Source organism: Vibrio sp. 10N.286.49.E11 (assembly GCF_041469505.1).
Lineage (GTDB): Bacteria > Pseudomonadota > Gammaproteobacteria > Enterobacterales > Vibrionaceae > Vibrio > Vibrio crassostreae_C.
In genome coordinates this window covers 41,671-60,179 of the sequence record NZ_JBFRKQ010000027.1, presented here as the reverse complement: position 1 = coordinate 60,179, position 18,509 = coordinate 41,671, and the positions used below count along the sequence as shown (strand labels likewise).

Annotated in this window: 19 protein-coding genes; 10 read left to right on the top strand and 9 right to left on the bottom strand. The window is 44.2% G+C overall.

Annotated features, from left to right (window positions below; all coding sequences use genetic code 11):
- Nucleotides 1–47 precede the first annotated feature (47 nt).
- The 7 genes from AB4167_RS04885 (at nt 48) to AB4167_RS04855 (ending at nt 4,806) form a co-directional block, all read left to right on the top strand.
- On the top strand, nt 48–1,328 hold the full coding sequence (locus AB4167_RS04885) for a cyclopropane-fatty-acyl-phospholipid synthase family protein (protein WP_102428125.1): 1,281 nt from the start codon (nt 48–50) through the stop codon (nt 1,326–1,328).
- Complete coding sequence (locus tag AB4167_RS04880) at nt 1,306–1,827, top strand: DUF2878 domain-containing protein (protein ID WP_017061278.1); 522 nt, start codon at nt 1,306–1,308, stop codon at nt 1,825–1,827. The genes AB4167_RS04885 and AB4167_RS04880 overlap by 23 nt, the downstream gene beginning before the upstream one ends.
- A gap of 3 nt (nt 1,828–1,830) precedes the next feature.
- The gene (locus tag AB4167_RS04875; protein ID WP_372102605.1) at nt 1,831–2,406 is read left to right on the top strand and encodes a chalcone isomerase family protein; all 576 of its coding nucleotides are present in this window, start codon (nt 1,831–1,833) and stop codon (nt 2,404–2,406) included.
- Complete coding sequence (locus AB4167_RS04870) at nt 2,403–2,945, top strand: DUF3833 domain-containing protein (RefSeq protein ID WP_372102607.1); 543 nt, start codon at nt 2,403–2,405, stop codon at nt 2,943–2,945. The genes AB4167_RS04875 and AB4167_RS04870 overlap by 4 nt, the downstream gene beginning before the upstream one ends.
- 246 nt (nt 2,946–3,191) lie before the next feature.
- Nucleotides 3,192–3,455, top strand: a complete 264-nt coding sequence (locus AB4167_RS04865; RefSeq protein WP_017061275.1) for a hypothetical protein — start codon at nt 3,192–3,194, stop codon at nt 3,453–3,455.
- A 311-nt stretch (nt 3,456–3,766) separates the two neighbouring features.
- Nucleotides 3,767–4,435 carry an SDR family NAD(P)-dependent oxidoreductase gene (locus AB4167_RS04860; RefSeq protein ID WP_017065090.1) on the top strand — a complete coding sequence of 223 codons (669 nt, stop codon included), beginning with the start codon at nt 3,767–3,769 and terminating at the stop codon, nt 4,433–4,435.
- Nucleotides 4,436–4,566: 131 nt separating this feature from the next.
- Nucleotides 4,567–4,806 carry an RNA-binding protein gene (locus AB4167_RS04855; protein WP_017061273.1) on the top strand — a complete coding sequence of 80 codons (240 nt, stop codon included), beginning with the start codon at nt 4,567–4,569 and terminating at the stop codon, nt 4,804–4,806.
- A gap of 144 nt (nt 4,807–4,950) precedes the next feature.
- Here the strand turns inward: AB4167_RS04855 and AB4167_RS04850 are convergent, their stop codons facing one another.
- The 4 genes from AB4167_RS04850 to AB4167_RS04835 all read right to left on the bottom strand — a co-directional run bounded on the left by AB4167_RS04850 (nt 4,951) and on the right by AB4167_RS04835 (nt 7,396).
- Entirely contained in the window at nt 4,951–5,295 is a 345-nt protein-coding gene (locus tag AB4167_RS04850; RefSeq protein WP_017061272.1) for a ribosome recycling factor family protein, read from the bottom strand.
- A 169-nt stretch (nt 5,296–5,464) separates the two neighbouring features.
- On the bottom strand, nt 5,465–5,932 hold the full coding sequence (locus AB4167_RS04845) for an OsmC family protein (RefSeq protein WP_017065091.1): 468 nt from the start codon (nt 5,930–5,932) through the stop codon (nt 5,465–5,467).
- Between the two features lie 28 nt (nt 5,933–5,960).
- The gene (locus AB4167_RS04840) at nt 5,961–6,353 is read right to left on the bottom strand and encodes a GFA family protein (protein ID WP_372136227.1); all 393 of its coding nucleotides are present in this window, start codon (nt 6,351–6,353) and stop codon (nt 5,961–5,963) included.
- A 113-nt stretch (nt 6,354–6,466) separates the two neighbouring features.
- On the bottom strand, nt 6,467–7,396 hold the full coding sequence (locus AB4167_RS04835; RefSeq protein ID WP_372136226.1) for a LysR family transcriptional regulator: 930 nt from the start codon (nt 7,394–7,396) through the stop codon (nt 6,467–6,469).
- A 173-nt stretch (nt 7,397–7,569) separates the two neighbouring features.
- Here AB4167_RS04835 and AB4167_RS04830 point away from each other — a divergent pair, with 173 nt between their 5' ends.
- The 3 genes from AB4167_RS04830 to AB4167_RS04820 all read left to right on the top strand — a co-directional run bounded on the left by AB4167_RS04830 (nt 7,570) and on the right by AB4167_RS04820 (nt 10,740).
- On the top strand, nt 7,570–8,253 hold the full coding sequence (locus tag AB4167_RS04830) for an SDR family oxidoreductase (protein ID WP_372136225.1): 684 nt from the start codon (nt 7,570–7,572) through the stop codon (nt 8,251–8,253).
- Between the two features lie 90 nt (nt 8,254–8,343).
- The gene (locus AB4167_RS04825; RefSeq protein ID WP_372136224.1) at nt 8,344–9,582 is read left to right on the top strand and encodes an MFS transporter; all 1,239 of its coding nucleotides are present in this window, start codon (nt 8,344–8,346) and stop codon (nt 9,580–9,582) included.
- Between the two features lie 48 nt (nt 9,583–9,630).
- Nucleotides 9,631–10,740, top strand: coding sequence for an alkene reductase (locus AB4167_RS04820; RefSeq protein ID WP_372136223.1), 1,110 nt, complete (start codon nt 9,631–9,633; stop codon nt 10,738–10,740).
- Nucleotides 10,741–10,867: 127 nt separating this feature from the next.
- Here the strand turns inward: AB4167_RS04820 and AB4167_RS04815 are convergent, their stop codons facing one another.
- Genes AB4167_RS04815 through AB4167_RS04795 form a run of 5 tightly spaced genes read right to left on the bottom strand, consistent with a single transcriptional unit; the run spans nt 10,868 to nt 18,486 of the window.
- Nucleotides 10,868–12,145, bottom strand: a complete 1,278-nt coding sequence (locus AB4167_RS04815) for an LlaJI family restriction endonuclease (RefSeq protein ID WP_372136222.1) — start codon at nt 12,143–12,145, stop codon at nt 10,868–10,870.
- Nucleotides 12,132–14,072, bottom strand: coding sequence for an McrB family protein (locus AB4167_RS04810; RefSeq protein WP_372136221.1), 1,941 nt, complete (start codon nt 14,070–14,072; stop codon nt 12,132–12,134). The genes AB4167_RS04815 and AB4167_RS04810 overlap by 14 nt, the downstream gene beginning before the upstream one ends.
- A gap of 54 nt (nt 14,073–14,126) precedes the next feature.
- Nucleotides 14,127–15,050, bottom strand: a complete 924-nt coding sequence (locus tag AB4167_RS04805; RefSeq protein WP_372136220.1) for a hypothetical protein — start codon at nt 15,048–15,050, stop codon at nt 14,127–14,129.
- Nucleotides 15,047–16,639, bottom strand: a complete 1,593-nt coding sequence (locus tag AB4167_RS04800) for an ATP-binding protein (RefSeq protein ID WP_372136219.1) — start codon at nt 16,637–16,639, stop codon at nt 15,047–15,049. The genes AB4167_RS04805 and AB4167_RS04800 overlap by 4 nt, the downstream gene beginning before the upstream one ends.
- The gene (locus tag AB4167_RS04795) at nt 16,636–18,486 is read right to left on the bottom strand and encodes a DEAD/DEAH box helicase (protein WP_372136218.1); all 1,851 of its coding nucleotides are present in this window, start codon (nt 18,484–18,486) and stop codon (nt 16,636–16,638) included. Before AB4167_RS04795 ends, AB4167_RS04800 begins: the two co-directional genes overlap by 4 nt.
- Nucleotides 18,487–18,509: the final 23 nt, after the last annotated feature.

Sequence of the window (18,509 nt, the reverse complement as noted above, 5' to 3'; positions counted from 1 at the left end):
AGCTTAGTTGGCACAAAATATTAGAATGAGTTATCAGCGAGGTTTACATGGAACAGCTTGCCAAACAAAACAACAATATTGAACAACAAGCTAAAGCCGTTGCTGTTTCAAGCAACTGTAAATATCGAGCTTTAATTTTTAAGGTTTTAGAAAGCCTGCAATTCGCGACGCTTGAGATCATTGAGCGCGACCAGCATTCAGTATTTGGTGATCGAGAAGCAGACTTAAAAGGTCGAATCGTGATTCATGATGCTACCTTTTTTAGAGATGTGGTCATCAACGGCAGCATCGGGGCATCTGAAGCGTACATCGATGGCAAATGGACCAGTCCAAATCTCACGCGTGTGATTCAAATCATGGCTCGTAACCAAGCCCAATTGGATGAACTTGATGACAAGACACAGTGGATTTCTCGCATCAAAAACCTCTTGCTGCGTCGCAAGAATGCCAACACCGAACAAGGCTCCAAGCGCAACATTCTCGCCCACTACGATATTGGCAACGAGCTGTATGAGCGCTTCTTAGATAGCTCGATGCAGTACTCTTCCGCTATCTACAGCGAAGACGCAGAAACCTTGTCGAAGGCTCAACAAAACAAAATGAAAACCATCTGTGAGCGACTAGAGCTGTCTGAGAAAGATAGCGTGGTCGAGATAGGCACAGGCTGGGGCGGCTTAGCCATCTTTATGGCACAGCACTACGGTTGTCATGTCACCACAACCACTATTTCAGATGCCCAACATGCGCTTGCTGAACAGAGAGTAAAAGCGCTTGGTTTAACCGACAAAATCACCCTGCTCAAAGAGGATTATCGCAATCTCACTGGTGAGTATGACAAGTTGGTTTCGATCGAGATGATAGAGGCGGTCGGACATGAGTATCTACAAACCTTCTTTGAAAAATGTTCCTCGCTACTTAAGCCCTCAGGCAAGATGCTGATTCAAGCAATTACTATTGCTGACAGCCGTTACGACAAATACCGTAAAGGTGTCGACTTTATTCAGAAGTACATCTTCCCCGGCGGTTGCCTACCTTCTGTTTCAGTGATGACCCAACACCTTGCGACCAGCACCGACCTTGTGGTTCAAGAAATTGATGACATTGGCCTGCACTACGCTCGAACGCTGAATGATTGGAACATCGCCTTTGAAAATAGTTGGGAAGAGCTAGAGTCTCTCGGCTATTCAGAAGAGTTTAAACGCTTATGGACCTTCTACTTCTGCTACTGTGAAGGCGCATTCAAAGAGCGCGTGATCAGCACTCACCATGTAGTCGCAAGAAAACCTCGTTACTTTGGAGCAAAAGATGAAGCGGTTTTGGATTATTAATCTCGTACTGTTTCAAGCGACCTGGGTTTGCAGTGCTTTCTTTACCGCGCAAGCCCCGTTCGTCACACCACTGATTGTAGTGGTTCACTTCCTTCTATCACCGACTCGCAGTAGCGATTTGAAGATACTCATTTTATTACCATTGGGGCTATTGCTTGATAGCCTCTTACTCCACTTCGGCGTGTTTGCCGTCGACTCTGAAATTGCTAATCAATCGTGGTTCCCGGTGTGGCTTGTCTGCCTGTGGATCATGTTCTTAATCAGTTTTAACCACAGCCTAAATTGGCTTTTAAAATGCTCGAAAGTGATCTTGTTTGTCATAGGGTTCGTAGCAGGTACTAGTAGTTATTGGGGAGGCATCAAAGCAGGTGCTCTTCTTACTACTTGGCCAGATGCATCGGTAGTTGCTGCCCTTGCAATAAGTTGGGGGATTTTGTTGCCCTTACTGGTGGCCGCCTACTCCAACTTAATACAACCTAAAATGGCAATAACGAGGTGACTTATGGCTTATCCACGCAACCCGACACAAACGTTCAAACCTGAGTGCGGTATTGTTCGCCCTCATCAGCAAGCAAAAAACACACTTCTAAGCTTTATTACTCTCTCGTTAATTTTTGCTGCGCTGTTATTTTCCGGAAGCGTTAAAGCCTCTGCTGTCGACGATTTAAACAAACGTGGTCAGGGTGAAATGAGTTACCTGTTTTGGACTCTCTACTCCGCAGAATTCTACGCGACTCCAACCAACTCCGAACGAGCTTTGAAGCTTGAGTATTACCGTTCTATCGATAGCAAAGACCTCGTAGACGCGACCGAAGATCAGTGGAACAAGCTTGGCTACTCTAACAGCAACATTCAGCGTTGGTTAAAACCCTTGTACGCGATGTGGCCGAACGTGGAAGAAGGAAGCACACTCACGATTCGTGTCGCTGAAGATAACGTGAGTCGCTTTTATTTCGATGAACAACCGATCGGCACCATCCAAGACAAGCAATTCGGTGAAGCGTTTCTAGCGATTTGGTTGTCTGAAAACACCTCTGAACCCGGTCTTCGTAAACAACTTTTAGGTTTGAACAAATGAATCCAAAAACAACAATAACAAAATTTGCTCTGGCATTTTTTTCACTCACTTGGCTAGTGGGCTGTGGCTCTGCAAGTTTAGAAGACCATGTCGACACTACGCCAGAGCTCAAGCTTGAAACCTTTTTTAATGGCGAGCTAATGGCCTACGGCATGGTGCTCGACCGCTCTGGTAGCTTACTGCGCCGCTTTGATGCCAAACTGATCGCGACTTGGGACGGTGACAACGGAGAAATAAAAGAGTGGTTTTCTTTTGCTGATGGCGAGCGCTCAACTCGCGTTTGGAATCTGATCAAAACGGGCGAAAACACCTATTCTGGGACTGCCAACGATGTCGTTGGAACCGCTTATGGTGAAACCCAAGGTTCTGCGCTGTATTGGAAATATGATCTTGAAATTGAAGTAGACGGCAGCACCTATGAAGTGGTGCTCGATGATTGGATGTTCTTGATGGACGATAAACGCTTGTTCAACAAAACTGAGATGTCCAAGTTTGGCCTTAAAGTCGGAGAGGTCATCTTATACATAGAGAAGATTTAATTTAGCTGCGGTTTCTGATTTTTAGTTTTAAATCGATGACTACATCTACAGTACGTAACGAAACAGCCCACAACGAAAATTGTGGGCTGTTTTGTTTGATCCCTCGAATAGCATACCTGCATGCTCAAGCCATTGTGCTAAGATGCGCCACCAGCATACAAATGGACTAGACTGACACTAAGCAGTCCCCATTTGTTTCGCTAAGCGTAGATTCCCTACCATGAATAATTGAAAAGGCTTTAAAGCATGAGCAAGTTGACCTCAGCGGAGCGTAAAGCTCGCGACAATGAACGTTTCTCACAACGCGTAAACGACCGCAGAGAAAAAGGTGAAGACGTAGTTGCTTACGCACTGACCAACAAAAAAGCTGTAAAATTCCTGACTAAGTCAGAGAAAAAACGTTTCAACGAAACGAGAGCGACTCTGCAAGAAGAGAAGCGAGTGAAAGAACAAGAAGAGCTTAACCGAATCGAAGACGCGTTCACGATCAAACAGTTCGACGACGAATAATCACTTATGATTACTCAAAAGCGCTGGCTCTATGCCGGCGCTTTTACTTGTTAGTTCGTTGTTTTTTAACGCTGTTATTTCTTGCTAAACCCGTCGATTCTTAACGGCTTTCCCCCACTCTCTTAGCTCAGCCTTACCGCTCGACCGATCACCCAAGCTATTAACCTATCAACCTATTAACCTATCAACCTATCAACCTATCAACCTATCAACCTATCAACCAGGCTATCGATCAACTTTAGCCATAGATCTCAGAAAATCTTAGCCTAGCCCCTTACTATCTCGAATCAACTCTACAAATTGAAGACAGTATGATTTTAATTACCGGATCAAGCAGCGGTTTAGGCGCAGCTCTCGCGAAACAATATGCTAACGCCGACGCTCAGCGCGTAGCCATTACAGGTCGCAATGCACAACGTTTAGCAGAAGTGGCGCAAGGCCTACCTGCGAATACCATTAGCCAAGCGTGTGATCTCTGTGACCCGCACTCAGTGAGCGAGTTATTGGATGCGTTACCTGAAATGCCGAAGCTGGTGATCCACAGCGCTGGCAGTGGGTACTTCGGTAAGATAGAACAGCAAGATCCAACCATCATCAGCGACATGCTGAAGAACAATATTGAGTCTTCGATCTTTTTGATTCGCGAGCTTGTACAGCGCTACAAAGATCAATCGGTCACCATCGCTGTGGTGATGTCGACGGCGGCACAAGGTGCTAAAGCGGAAGAGTCCACCTACTGCGCGGCAAAATGGGCCGTGAAAGGCTTTATCGAATCGGTGAGGTTGGAGCTAAAAGGTCACCCGATGAAAATCGTGGCGGTTTACCCTGGAGGAATGGCGACCGAGTTTTGGAATACAAGCGGTAAAGGCATGGATACCTCGAGCTTTATGACCGCGCAAGAAGCCGCTCAGATGCTACAACAGGCGTTGACCAGCACAGAGCATGGATTCGTGTCAGATATCACGATAAACCGCGGCTAGCAGGTAAACAGCTCGCTTAATCGGTAAATAGAGCGACACATTACCAAAGAAATGATTAGAGTAATTATTTGTGAGGGTGAGCATGAAAGTGTGCGACAATGCTCGGCGTAAATTCATATTCAAGGTTTATTATGAAACTTCTAGTTCGTAACCTATCGCGCTCTACCTCTGAGCAAGACATCCGTGTGCTATTTTCTGAGTTTGGCTCAGTAAAAGAGTGCAGCCTAGTTTTAGACCAAGAAACTGGCGACTCAAAAGGCTTCGCTTTTGTTGAAATGCCAGAGCAAGAAGAAGCTAAAGCGGCACTAAACAAGCTGAACTTGTCAAAGCTTGGCAAAAACACGATTCGTGTAAAAGTAGCGAACTCTTAATCGATTCAATGCTTCATAAGCCGCATGGCTTAGCTTAACAGCAGCACAGATGATAAAGCCCGTAACGATATGACGTTTTCCAGCGCAATATCGTTACGGGCTTTTTGCTGCTCGCAATTCTCTTTTCACACGATTTGAATACGCCTACAGACCTTCATGTTCATCAATAGCACGTCTTGCTTCGGCCATTGAACATCCAGATTCCATCACCAGCTGAGCCACAGTCATTGAAGGTGTAGCGGCCAACAGAGATGCCAAACACACCACGGGTTTAGGCAGCACTTTGTCGATTGCAATTGCTATCCAACCGTCTTTTTCATGGGTTAACATCGTTTTAAATTCAACGAGTTGATACTCTTGAGCGACCAACAGCCAATTACGCGAACGACGAACTCGTTTCAACTGACATCCACATTCCGCAGCATTCACCATCACTTGGCTTTTATCACTCACACGATGTACAAAACTATTCAATGGGACGCTAAACATAACTCTCTGCTAATCAATCTATTCCTACCATTCAAGAGCTCTCTACCTATCTCTCAAAACTTTCTAACTGTCACTCAATTAAAACCGTACGTAGGATTACACAGACACAAAAAAACCGCCAGTGATGCACTAAGCAACCTCGCGGTTTTTGGATGTTAACGTGTGTGGTTTACGCTTTAGTTTCTACCACAATGTCCGTTTTTACCGAGTTCGCGATAAAGCAGTTTTTGTGCGCCAAGTGGTGCAGTTTGTCGAGCTGCTTGGCGGTGGGCTTTTTGGTACCTAAAAACACAATTTTAGGGCGCAGAGTCACCTTAGTGACCGATGAGCGGCCAGATTCATCTTCTTCCAGCACACCAATCGCATCATCGACATAGGAGTCGATCACGTACTTCTGCTTTGCGGCAATGCCCAAAAACGTCAGCATATGGCAGCTAGAAAGTGCCGCGATAAACGCTTCTTCTGGATCAACATTCGCTTCCACCGAAAACGGCAGTGGCACAACATGTGGAGAGGACGAAGCAGGCACAGTGACACCACCATCGAACTCCCACGTATGACCTCGACTGTATTGATTGTCGCTAAAGACTTCATCTTCTGCTTTTTTCCAGCGAATGATCGCTCCGTATTCAGACATAATTCCTTCCTTTTTTATGCTCAATAAATTAACGATCAGCTGGATGATTGACACCATCGTTGGTCACCACATCACCAATATCAAAAGGGTTTACCCCTTCCAAACAGCCGATGTTAAAACCGTATTCATTTGGGCTAGAACGGCGTTGATGATGGGTATAGATGCCGCAGTTTGAGCAGAAATAATGCTTTGCGGTGTTGGTATTGAATTGATAAAGCTTGAGATGCTCCGCACCTTTGAGGATCTTGATGCCGTCCAGTGCAACAGAGCCCATAATCGCTCCCCTGCGACGACAGATAGAGCAATCACAGCGGCGTGGTTTTTCTATCCCGTTAGGTAAACTGAGCTCTAGTTCAACCGCACCGCAATGGCAGGTTGCCTTGTGAAAAGGTTGGATAACCGTATCTCCGACGACTTTCATTTTTCTCTCCAATCACATCCTTATGTTGGTCGTATCATAACCAGTTCAATGTTCTCTGTCCGTACCCGGGTGTTGAGTTCGAGAGATCTGTCATGCGCTGCTTCTCGGCTAATCTAACTAGACTTTTCAACCAAATCGCCAAACCGCTCAAACAAGAAATCAAGAAACAACCGGATACGCTTGGGCTGATATTTCTTGCTGATGTACACCACATTCAAATCGGCACTCGATACCGACATCGCGGTGTTGAAGTTCTTCATGTAGCCATTAAGCAGCGTCACAAGGCGCTGGTTATTGATGTCGCCTTGCACATCCAGCACCGATTTAAGAGCAATGCCCTCGCCTTTTAATGCCCAGTAGCGAATCACTTCGCCATCGTCTGAAAATCGCTTTGGAACAACAGTAATCGACTTCTTCATATCATGATCTTGGAAGTGCCATGTCTTGAGCTCTTCATTGCTGCGCAGCATGGCTAAACAATCGTGATCAACCAAATCTTGTGGTGTTAACGGTGTTCCATGCTTGGCAAGATATTCAGGAGAAGCGCACAACACACGTCGGCTTGGCGATAAGCGTCTGGATATCAAACTGCTGTCGACCAGTTCACCATAACGGACCACGATATCCATGCCAGATTCAGCAATGTTCGAGAGGTTATCGTTCAAATACAGGTAAGGAATAACGTCCGGATACTGCTGACAAAACCCCGAAAGTATAGGAAGAATGTACTGCTTTCCGATGTCTTTCGGCGCGGCGATTTTTAGCGAGCCTTTGACTTCTTTTACACCATTTTGAATCAGGTTTTCGGCCTCACTGACGTTGTCTAAAATCTCCAAACACGCCTTGTGATACAGCTCCCCAGAGTCAGTCAAAGACACATGACGCGTACTTCGATTTAACAACTTCACACCATATCGTTCTTCAAGTGCCTGCAACCTTGCTGTCATCGTCGCAGGAGAAAGCCCTAACTCTCGCCCAGCCGCTGCTAGCCCGTGATGCTTAACAATACTGACGAACATCGCCATATCTGAAAACTTATCCATACGATTCTCGATTCCACCTCTTCGTCTTACTTCTCGATCTTAATGCTCGATTTGAATACTCAGTCACACTATTCAGATTAACCGAATAATGAATTTATATTTTAACCAATTATCAAATTTAGTCGAATAAATATAATGGCAAACATCAACAGAACAACGCAGGAATTCAGAGCATGACTAACGAATCGACTAAACAAGAGAAACACACTTTCGTCATCATTGGTGGCACATCAGGTATCGGCAAAGCACTAGCGATGCAACTAAGAAACGAGAGCAACACGGTACATATTGCCAGCCGACACACAGGCGTTGATATCACCGATGAAAAATCGATTTGTGAATACTTCGAATCGATTGGCGTGTTTGACCACTTAGTCGTAACGGCTGGCTCATCCGCTCCCGCAGGAAAAGTAACAGACGTAGCAACCGCAGACGCTAAGACAGCTTTTGACACTAAGTTTTGGGGCAGCTTAAACGTAGCCAAACATGCCGCACGCTACATGACGCCAAACGGCTCTATCACCTTCACAACTGGCATGTTGTCACGCAAAGTTGTTGCTGGTACTTACGTAAAAACCGCCATCAACGCCGCACTAGAAAGCGTAACCAAAATACTGGCGAAAGAGCTATCACCCATTCGAGTCAATGCCGTTAGCCCGGGTTTAACCATGACGGAAGCCTACAAAAACATGGACGATTCCGCTCGTACAAGCATGTACGACAACGCCAAAAACAACCTACCCGCAGGCAAGGTTGGCGAGCCTTCAGAGATAGCCATGGGTTACCTGTTCGCAATTAATAACCCATACGTCACAGGGTCAATCATCGACATCGATGGCGGCGCTCTACTCGGCTAACACTCCGCAAAGAAGCAAAGACATAAAGAACAATCGTTAGGGCGTGTATCTCACGTCCTAACAAACAAGAATTTACATAGGTAGATCATCATGAAACAAGAAACCGTCAACCAAGAAACTATCCATAAAGAAACTACCCATAAAGAAAAGATTCCATTCCAAGTTTGGATACTGACACTCGCTGCATTTGCAATCGGCACGGCTGAGTTTGTTATCGCAGGCATTCTTCCACAGATCGCCACATCACTTTCAATCACAGAAGGTCAAGCTGGCTACCTTATCAGTGCTTACGCGTTGGCTATCGTTATCGGCGGCCCGATCTTAACAATCTACCTTGCGCGCTTTAATAAGAAGATAGTGCTGATTGGCTTAATGGCACTGTTCATTATTGGCAACGTGTTATCCGCCTTAGCGCCAAGCTATCCACTTCTACTGGCAAGCCGTGTGATCGCAGGCTTAGTGCAAGGCCCTTTCTATGGCATCGGTGCGGTTGTCGCAACCAACTTAGTGTCTGAAAAAATGGCAGGTCGTGCCGTTGGCCAAATGTTCGCAGGCCTAACAGTCGCTAACGTTCTTGGCGTTCCAGCGGGAACTTGGGTTAGCTTGCAATTCGGCTGGCACACCACTTTCTTTACCGTGGCTGCACTTGGCACGATTGCGATGATTTCTATTCTAACGTCAATCAAATCGACTGGTCACAGTGAAGCAAAAGACATCAAAACTCAGCTGTTAGCGTTCAAAAACCCAATGCTGCTGATCAGCTTGGCAATCACCGCTTTTGCTTGGTCTGGCTTCATGACGCTTTACGGATACCTTGCGCCAATCGCTATGCACATCACCGGCTACGGTCAAGAGTCTGTTACTTGGATCTTAGTGATTGTGGGTGTCGGCTTAATCATCGGTAACACCTTGGGCGGACGCTCTTCAGATAAAAACCTAGGCAAAGCTTCAATGTTTTGGGCCGTTGCAATGATCGTGTCATTGGTTGTAGTTGGCCTTGTGGTAGACAACAAAATCCTATTCGTTGCAGCGGTATTTGTCTTTGGTATTGCATCATTTGCGAACGTTCCAGCAATGCAACTTCGAGTGATGAACAACGGTGGCGAAGGCCAAGAGCTAGCAGCAACCGCGAATATCTCAGCGTTTAATTTAGCCAATGCCTTTGGTGGATTCCTTGGCGGCATGGTACTCGACAGCCAACTAGGCGCAGGCATGATTCCATTCGCAGCCGTTGTTGTCCCTGTTATTGGTTTGCTGCTTATTGCGAAAGCCAACCGAGCGGGGAGGCCACAAAGCAACTCTATTTTCAGCCCAGCAGAAAGCAAATAAGCCCCAATAAAAAACGAAAGATCACAGCATTAAAACAAGGTAGAAACCATGAACAAATTATTCGAAGCATCAGAACTGAAAGGCCTAGCACTACAAAACCGCGTGGTTATGGCACCCATGACACGCGCTCGTACTAGCCAACCTGGAAACGTGCCAAACGACATGATGGCAACCTATTACCAACAACGCGCAAGTGCAGGGCTGATCATCACGGAAGCAACGCAGATCTCTGATGACTCTCAAGGTTACTCATTCACACCCGGCGTTTATACCGATGCACAAATCGAAGGTTGGAAGTCAGTAACAACAGCAGCAAAAGCACAAGGTGCCGCGATATTCTGCCAGCTATGGCATGTAGGCCGAGTATCACACCCTACCTTTCAAAAAGGCGAGTTACCGATTGCACCTTCTGCATTAGCTCCAATAGAAACGCAAGTTTGGATCTCTGATGAGAATGGTAACGGCAACATGGTGGATTGCATCCAACCAAGAGAGATGACCCAAGCAGACATCGATCGTGTTGTTCAAGATTTTGCTAACTCAGCGAAAAAAGCAGTCGAGGCAGGGTTCAACGGAGTGGAAATACACGGTGGCAATGGCTACCTGATTGATCAGTTCCTAAGAACCAACTCAAACAAACGCACCGACAACTACGGCGGTAGCCGCGAGAACCGACTTCGCTTCCTAATCGAAGTGGTTGATGCTGTGATTGAAGAGATAGGTGCCGATAAAGTAGGCGTACGCTTGGCTCCGTTCATCACCTTCAAAGACATGAACTGCCCAGACATCGTGCCAACGATTTTAGAAGCTTCAAAAGCGCTACAAGCTCGTAATATCGCTTATCTACACCTATCAGAAGCCGATTGGGATGACGCGCCGGTCATACCTGAAAGCTTCCGTATAGAACTAAGAGCCTTGTTCTCCAACACCATTATCGTCGCTGGCAGTTACACACCAGAGCGCGCCGAAGAAGTGTTAAGCAAAGGCTACGCCGATCTCGTCGCATTCGGTCGCCCATTCGTTGCCAACCCCGATCTGGTATCACGCCTGCAAAACGGCAGTGAGTTAGCACAACTCGATGGCGCGACTCTATTCGGCGGCAATGAAAAAGGCTATATCGATTATCCGGCGCTGCGGAGTCTCAACACTACATCGTAGAAGAATGCTTAGAGAGTAATATTCACTGAAAGCGAACCCTTGAAAACTATGATAGACTAATTCTGCCAAATTAAAGTAAATCTAGCTCTTGCAGCTAGACCAAAAGCCACGTCATGTGGCTTTTTTATTATGAATTAAATATTTCCTGAGTTAATTGAGTCAACTTCTCACATTTCACATAAGCTTCTAATAATCGAACTGGGTCCTGATAGTGACAGTGAATCGTCGCATATCGAGGAATACATTCATCTACAGAACGAACATCAACGCCTCTTTTTGCTACATGTGCAGACTTTAGTTTTTGCGTGCTACCTGGAAATATGAAGTGATTAGATACAGGAGTATCTTTTCCTTCAAGCTCATGAATTGCCTGCTGGTAGAAAAACTGTTTAACTAAATCTGACCAGCCCGGAGCAGTCGATGGTGAAGTCGCGCTGTAGTATTTTGCATCGACGACTGCAAATTTGTTCTCTTGTTCATGCTTCAGAACGGTATCTGTCCTCTGACCTTTTTGAGCTACGGTAATAAAATCACCTTCATTCGTCTGGTAGATAGGAACAGGTAACTTGCTATTTACTGGATATTTACCAATCAAACACTGGTCGAGCATCGACTCCCATAGGTTGTGAAATTTACGCACACCAATTAATACACAATTAACCTCATTGCCCTTTTTTACTCTAAGATATTTGATTAGAGATTTTATCAAAAACATATCTCTTTCAGAATAACTAAGCTGCAATTGCTGTTCAAGATATAAGAGTTTGGCTTCAGTACTCCCAATGGAACTAACAAGAGACTCCACTTTCAGGTCGGAATAAGAAAAAGTACCAAACCATAAAGAACCATAATCTGATAATAATTCTTTAACAACCTCTGCATGTATCTTCGCTGTTTCACAGTATGTAAGGTACTTAGCACGAGATGAATGCAATTCCAAATAAACAGGTCCACTATTAGCCGGATATGATGAACTACGTGCAATAGTACGCGACCAATTAACTTTCCCAGAATTAACTGTATTCTCTTTCACTCGACGTACATATAGGCCATTCGCACGATAGTCATCAATGAGCGAGATCGCTAACAATAAGGCACGACCACCAATCACTTCAGTACCGTTCTCTTGAGCATAAATTCCACTATCTTTATCTTGATAATATTTTAGTAGAGCTTGGATCAGATAATAGCCAGCAATGCCACCATCTTCTATTGATGCAAGATGGTTACGTGGTAAAAAAACAGCTACACCATCGCTGTAAGGCACTACTCCGCAAAAATGTATCCTCCTCATATCAGGGGCAATAAGCCCCTGATTTTGTAACTCATCCAACACGCTTCGAGGAATCGATGGGTCTTCAAGGAAACTACGATCAGATAAGTACAATATATTATTCAACTGCATTTTCTGGTGCCTCAGCCACCTCAATTTTTCGACCTTCTTTTTCAATTTTTTCTTCAATTAACGAATTAAATACAGCCATATTTTTGTTGAATTCGCTTGATAATTTACCGAAGGTTTTATATTTAGAAGAGAAAATTTTTGTATGTCCTAAATGACGAAGTACGTCATCCCAAAGATAAACAAACACCTTGCTGCTAAGGGTCTGTTTTGCTGCTTCTGCTGTTTCAATTTCATCTTTTTTCACAAAGAAGGGCCCAAGTAAGCGGTCCTCTGCAACGTTGGCCTCAATCAATACATCATTAATGATTGTGGCAAGCTTCGGCCAAGAAATCTTAAATACACCACTTTGAGTTGGTAAGTGAAAGTCGTGATTTGGGACATCAACGTGAGAAAAGTCAATATCAATAAACTTGAAGCGCCAACGGCGTTTGAATGCGGTATCTAAAGGCATTACCGCCTGGTCACTGCTGTTCATAGTGGCGAGTAAGGAAAGGTTTGCCGGTATTTCCAGCTGATTAATGTTTGCTACTCCGGCATTACCAAGAGATTGGTTGATGTAGGCCAACATGTCAGGATCTGACGCATCAATCTTGTAAGTACTCTCACCGTCATCTTTTCTGTCTAATAATTGGAATAGTTCTCCAAAAACTGCGGCGGCTGGTGCGCGGTTCAACTCTTCAATCACTAGACAAACATGTTTGTGCGGGTGCAATTTTGCTTTGATTAATGCCTTAGTAAACGGGCCAGGGCGGAATTGGTAAGCAACATAAGGTTTGCTGTTTTCATCTGTTGCCATGTTAGGTTTAAGTGCACCAACAAAATCACTGTATTGAGTGTCAGGATGGAAAACTGTCACGATTTTATCGGCATCGACACACTGTATATTATGAATGTGATGGCTCTTACCTGTTCCCGGTGCACCATAAAAGATTGTATTGGTCGCGCCTGTAAACGCAGGAGCTTTAGAATCGATGCGAAGAGATGACTTGAAGATAAACGCCTCATCATCTTTCTGGATGGACATGTTGCTCCACAACTTAGAAATAAGCTCAGATACCTCACCTATTTGCTTATCAGAATCAAGTAAGCCTTTTTTAACATATACATACTGGTGTGAGGGGGAATGATAGTGAATCGGCTCTTCAACATATCCTGCGTTACCCGATATAGAAGTAGGCCTGAACAAGAATGCTTTATCTATTGAGCCCCAATCAGCAAACCCTGACGAAGATGGGTTTAATTCAGCATCCAATTTACCTTGCCACCCCAGCGTAGACAAAATCATAAAGAGCAGATCATTCCCGCTTGTTGACTTAAATAAATATGGAATAGCTGCAGAGTAGTTGTCTACAAGGGCTTGGTAAGCTGATGGAGATTTTGAAAATGCATAGAGCAAGTCACCAAGCACACCAGAGCTGGCATCAGGGACAGGTAAGGCTTTCAGCAAGATTGAATTCATAAAACTGTCTGGCGTGCGATATTTTTTCCCTTTCGCTTTGTCATCATTAATAATGTCTTTTCCACCTAGTCGGTTATCTTTTGAACGGAATACGCTCAAAAAATTGTCTCGACTATATGTGTCTAATGAAGCTAATACAGGATTTGACGGTGACGTGTTATTGATCAAGTTGTGAAAATTAACAGCTGTCTTTACCGAACTCTTCACTTGGTCAAATACAGTCATGTAATTACTAAGCAAAGAGACTAAAGGCTGAAGCTTTAGTGCATACAAGAAATAGTGGCTAGGAATATAGCAGTGATTTTTTGTGATATTAATTCGAGCTGAGTGATCGAATATCTCAAGATCCAAATCTAGCTGACTAAAAGCACGCTTGGCTTCTTCTGTAAATAAAAACTCATCAAATTGCCAGCTTGACTCCGGCTCACTCTTATACCATTCACCAACAGTATTTATCTTTGAAAGCATTACTTTCTTATCCCTAAATTCAATTGCAGCTACCCGTAAGCAGCTGCATAGAGGTTAATCGTGCTTAATCCAAAGGCTGCGAGAAACCTCTTGGCGTAGGTTTTCTATCAGCTTCTTGTTGGAATCTGAAAACTGGCCGTTCTCGAACTCACCCATAAAAAACAGGCATTCAGCTAACGGCCTTGATTGCTCTTCCGGCAAATTACGCATAAGGGGATGTTCATTATTAAGCGTGATGTAATGATCATCTTCATACCCAGGTTCCCATAGCGAGCCATCACTTGTTTTAGCCAGACGAACATCAATATCTTCGATCAGAGGAGCGACTATTCTATAGTTACTTAAATGCTCACCACGGCCAGAGCAATGAATGCGAAACTCTAATAAGGCATTGAAAATAATAGCAAGCGCATCGCTAAAACCAGAGCGGTAGATGTTATAGCGGTCAGCAATAATATTACCGAACATATCCGTGTTATCCGTTCCGACACCATCACAATCAGTAATCAAAGCGTATTGCGCTTTTACCGACTCAGGCATAAAAATACGTGCGTATTTTTTACCTTGGTGCTGCAGTGCTTCGGCGACTTTTTCAATCGAAAATGAAAATGACTCAAGTCCTAGAATGTCTGCGACCTCGTAAGCCATACGCGTAATTTCAGAGCGTTCAGGCAACTGTTCATTGAGCCAATCTAACAAAGCGAAATGCTTTTTCTTTAAGTCACCTTTGGGAAGGTCAGTTACAGCAACCTCAAAGGTGCTTTCAAACAGCTCTCGATGACTAAATGCGACCGCACTTGCCGCTAGCTGGTAAACGTAATCAGTAACGATGCGATCAGATTCATTAAATATCTTGTTAAATAAATCAATCGGCAACGGAATTCGGTTCTGCCAAAAAATCAGGCCATCTACTCGATACTTTGAGTTCTTATCATTCAAATAGCGTTTAAAGTCGGATAGGTCATATTGGTAACTCATTCCTCTTCCTCCACATCTGGAAGTTCGAGACTTAAGTGGCGTAGTGTGTTACTTACTCCTTGACGAAATCCATTCAACGTGTGCTTATTAGTATCAGAAAACTCACCGTGCTCAGCATTTGATAAACTCCACAGCAGCATATCGAGAGCTTTCATGGCCTCGACATTGTCCTTGCAGACGTTATACATTTTATGGAAGTAAGGGTGTGACTTACCAAGGCTGACGCATGTATTACCGTCTTCATCACATGAAGGCTCCCATAAGCAATCACCTAGTAATGACTCCTCCTCATGTACGCGCACAGTTTTGTCGTCATAAACACGAATGCCTTCAATCACGGTCGGCTTCATCTGCTTTTTGTTACGAATTGTTACCGTGTCACCATCAACTTTAATCTCAGAGTTTTTGGTAGGCTTGCTATGTTTACCAATCGCTTTATCTGCAGGGCCATGCGCACGCTTAGTATTTGCAGAAGTTAAGCGTTCTTGCCCTTGAGTCAACTCTTGACGCCAAGGTGAAATGAGGCTCTTTAACTCATTTCTGATTTCGGCAGGAATAATCACACGGCTCTTGCGAAAATCGATACTGAACACATCATCCAATTCGTGGCCAAAATTCAGCTCAACTCGAAGTCGTGTGATCTTACTTTCCTTTTTATACATACGATGTGGCCAGCCATCGTGCCAAATAAGGCGGCCTTCTCGATAGATGTAAAGCCCCTGATTATCTAGACCATAACGTACGTAATCTTGTTCAACTGAATCAAGTTCGTTTAGAGAGGGGATAACACCACCTTTAACAGTAAAGTGAAGCCTCGTATTATCAACGTCAATTTCTACGGGTCTCTCTTTCAGTATTCGAGGTCGCACACCATCCTTAGTTACAAATTTCGAACATAAAGGATCCCAACCTTTTAAATTAACGGCTGGATTGTCTCCAACTTTCATCGAAATCGTGACTTCACCAGACTCTAAGAACTTAAAGAATACTGCGCTTAACTCTAAAGAAAGCTCTTCACCAAGCGACTGAATTTGCGCTAGCTTTTGCTTATCACTGCCGGCTTTTATTAAACGATCAATATTTTCCCAAATGATCATGGTACCGCTAGTTGCAGAGAAATCGTTGAGTGCATCAAAGTAATCGTAATACTCATCTTCATCTGGAGTTTCAAGCTCCCAGCGGTCTGACTTAATGATGTTATCAATGTCCCATGCTCGTCCAACATTGCCGCCATTTTGGTGAGATAACACGACCAAGCGACGACAGAATGCAGTAGAAGCTGTCTTAAGCCCCATACCGAATTTACCCAATGATTTAGGGTTATCCCGGCGTGGAGAGCCATAACGCATAGCATTGCGAAGCTGCTCTTCTGACATGCCATCACCATTATCAGTTATGATGACCCTAAACTCTCCAAACATATATTGGAGCTCAACCTCTATGTGAGTGGCATTCGCGGCAATAGAGTTATCAATGATGTCGGCAAATGCAGCCTCTTTGCTATAACCGGTATCACGTAAACTCTCGACTAGTCGAGCCGCTGAGGGACGAAAGTCATCTTCTTCTGGTAGTTCTATTGTTTTATTCATGAGCCTAACGTTTCCAAATATTCAAGCATGATCTGCTTGTCTGTTTCTTTATCATCAGTGACCGATACGACACGGTCACTTAGCTGCTGCTTCAAGCGAATGCGTTCATCAATTTTTTCTTCAATCGTATCTGCGTAATACATGTAGTAGACATTTACTACGGATTTCTGTCCGTTACGCCAAGCCCTTGCTGTCGCCTGCTCTTCAAGGGCTGGATTCCATTGACGGCAGTAATGAATCACATTAGTAGCCGCTGTAATATTCAACCCCATCCCCGCTGTTCTTGGATGAAGCAATAAGACGTTGAAACCTTCCGATGCAGAGAAAGTATCAATCAAGGCTTGGCGTTCATCGTTAGGCGTTCGCCCATCGATAACTCCAGCCAATATGCCATACCTTTCATTTATTGCGCTTTGTATTAAATCAATCGCTTTTTGGAAAGTGGCAAAAATAATCACCTTCTCTTCGGCCTGTGCAATTTTATCCATTTGCATCATAAGCAGCTCAAACTTTGCGCTGCTCTTGATAAGAGAGTTAACATCGTGAGGAATGGTAGATTCAACCAGTGCAGGGTGAGCGGTAAACTGTTGAAGCTTATTTATTAATGGGAGGATGCCACCGCCACCATTTTGGCGATCATGCTGCATTTCATCTATCAATGCTTCGTATCTGTTTTTTTCACTTTCACCTAAAGAGACCGCCGTATGTATGTCGAGCTTTTCTGGTAATTGACCCAGTACATCCTTTTTCATTCTTCGCAACGTAATTTGGCGCAAACTGCTCTCAAGCTCTTCCAAGTTTTTATCCAATGTTTCAGACAGATCGGAGTGCACATAGCGACTTTTAAAGCTCTCTTGCCCACCTAAAAAGCCTTCAAATACGAGGTCCGTTAAGGCCCATGCATCCATTAAGCTGTTTTCTACTGGGGTTCCAGACATTGCAACAGTGACACCAACATCTAAACGGCGAGCAGAGAGGGAGCGAGTAGATTTAGGATTTTTTAACATACTCGCCTCATCGAACAGAGCGAGATCAAAGTAAACATCTTCAAACATCGTAATATCTGAAGACATTGTCGTATAGGGGGTGATCACAACGCTATGGTCATCGAAAGCAGAAGCAACACCACGACGATTTTTTCCATAATGAAGATAAGGCGTAATGCTTGGTGCAAAAAAGTTAAATTCACGAACCCAGTTATCAAGCAAAGGGTTGGGAACAACGATCAATACTTTACTATTTGGATTCTTTTCCAAAACATCACAACATAGCGCGATCACTTGGGCAGTTTTTCCTAAACCCATATCATCGGCAAGTATTGTCCCAACCCCATTTTCTGCACAAAAACTCAGCCAGTTAACCCCTTCTTGCTGATAGGGGTACAGTGACTTTACAAAGAGCTTGTCATGGTGAGCTTGCTTTTGCTGGTTGCTTCTTAGCACTTCAATTAGATGAGAAGGGAACTCATCCATAAACCCTTCTAGATGCAAAGTGCGTAGAAGTTTCATTAGTTTGGGGAGGGTAAGTTCTCCAAAAGCAGTAGTTAATAGCTCACTAAGATGAGAGCTAACAAAATGCAATCTCTTACCGCCAGATATAAAGTAGCCATACTTAGTTAAAGAGTATGTTTGCTCTGTGTTTAATGGCTGCCCCCGAAAGAAGAGCAAAAAATGAGGGGCTGGTTCCGCTTTAAATTCGAAATGGATTCGAGTAGGACGCTTTGACATAATCAGCTCAACTTCATCATTATCTAGATGAGCTGAAATTCGCCCTAGACTAAACAGCTGCTCTGCCTCTAGTAAAACTCCATCTTGTTCAACCATCCCATCGTTAATTCTGTAAGCCATTCTCACCACCTTTTTACCAGGAT

What these genes read in the sequence shown, in the direction of transcription:
- AB4167_RS04850 (WP_017061272.1), bottom strand. Translation starts at nt 5,295, where the DNA reads ATGTTTAGCGTCCCATTGAATAGTTTTGTACATCGTGTGAGTGATAAA.
- AB4167_RS04840 (WP_372136227.1), bottom strand. Translation starts at nt 6,353, where the DNA reads ATGAAAGTCGTCGGAGATACGGTTATCCAACCTTTTCACAAGGCAACC.
- AB4167_RS04885 (WP_102428125.1), top strand. Translation starts at nt 48, where the DNA reads ATGGAACAGCTTGCCAAACAAAACAACAATATTGAACAACAAGCTAAA.
- AB4167_RS04800 (WP_372136219.1), bottom strand. Translation starts at nt 16,639, where the DNA reads ATGAATAAAACAATAGAACTACCAGAAGAAGATGACTTTCGTCCCTCA.
- AB4167_RS04795 (WP_372136218.1), bottom strand. Translation starts at nt 18,486, where the DNA reads ATGGCTTACAGAATTAACGATGGGATGGTTGAACAAGATGGAGTTTTA.
- AB4167_RS04805 (WP_372136220.1), bottom strand. Translation starts at nt 15,050, where the DNA reads ATGAGTTACCAATATGACCTATCCGACTTTAAACGCTATTTGAATGAT.
- AB4167_RS04875 (WP_372102605.1), top strand. Translation starts at nt 1,831, where the DNA reads ATGGCTTATCCACGCAACCCGACACAAACGTTCAAACCTGAGTGCGGT.
- AB4167_RS04860 (WP_017065090.1), top strand. Translation starts at nt 3,767, where the DNA reads ATGATTTTAATTACCGGATCAAGCAGCGGTTTAGGCGCAGCTCTCGCG.
- AB4167_RS04810 (WP_372136221.1), bottom strand. Translation starts at nt 14,072, where the DNA reads ATGCTTTCAAAGATAAATACTGTTGGTGAATGGTATAAGAGTGAGCCG.
- AB4167_RS04835 (WP_372136226.1), bottom strand. Translation starts at nt 7,396, where the DNA reads ATGGATAAGTTTTCAGATATGGCGATGTTCGTCAGTATTGTTAAGCAT.
- AB4167_RS04825 (WP_372136224.1), top strand. Translation starts at nt 8,344, where the DNA reads ATGAAACAAGAAACCGTCAACCAAGAAACTATCCATAAAGAAACTACC.
- AB4167_RS04855 (WP_017061273.1), top strand. Translation starts at nt 4,567, where the DNA reads ATGAAACTTCTAGTTCGTAACCTATCGCGCTCTACCTCTGAGCAAGAC.
- AB4167_RS04865 (WP_017061275.1), top strand. Translation starts at nt 3,192, where the DNA reads ATGAGCAAGTTGACCTCAGCGGAGCGTAAAGCTCGCGACAATGAACGT.
- AB4167_RS04880 (WP_017061278.1), top strand. Translation starts at nt 1,306, where the DNA reads ATGAAGCGGTTTTGGATTATTAATCTCGTACTGTTTCAAGCGACCTGG.
- AB4167_RS04845 (WP_017065091.1), bottom strand. Translation starts at nt 5,932, where the DNA reads ATGTCTGAATACGGAGCGATCATTCGCTGGAAAAAAGCAGAAGATGAA.
- AB4167_RS04815 (WP_372136222.1), bottom strand. Translation starts at nt 12,145, where the DNA reads ATGCAGTTGAATAATATATTGTACTTATCTGATCGTAGTTTCCTTGAA.
- AB4167_RS04830 (WP_372136225.1), top strand. Translation starts at nt 7,570, where the DNA reads ATGACTAACGAATCGACTAAACAAGAGAAACACACTTTCGTCATCATT.
- AB4167_RS04870 (WP_372102607.1), top strand. Translation starts at nt 2,403, where the DNA reads ATGAATCCAAAAACAACAATAACAAAATTTGCTCTGGCATTTTTTTCA.
- AB4167_RS04820 (WP_372136223.1), top strand. Translation starts at nt 9,631, where the DNA reads ATGAACAAATTATTCGAAGCATCAGAACTGAAAGGCCTAGCACTACAA.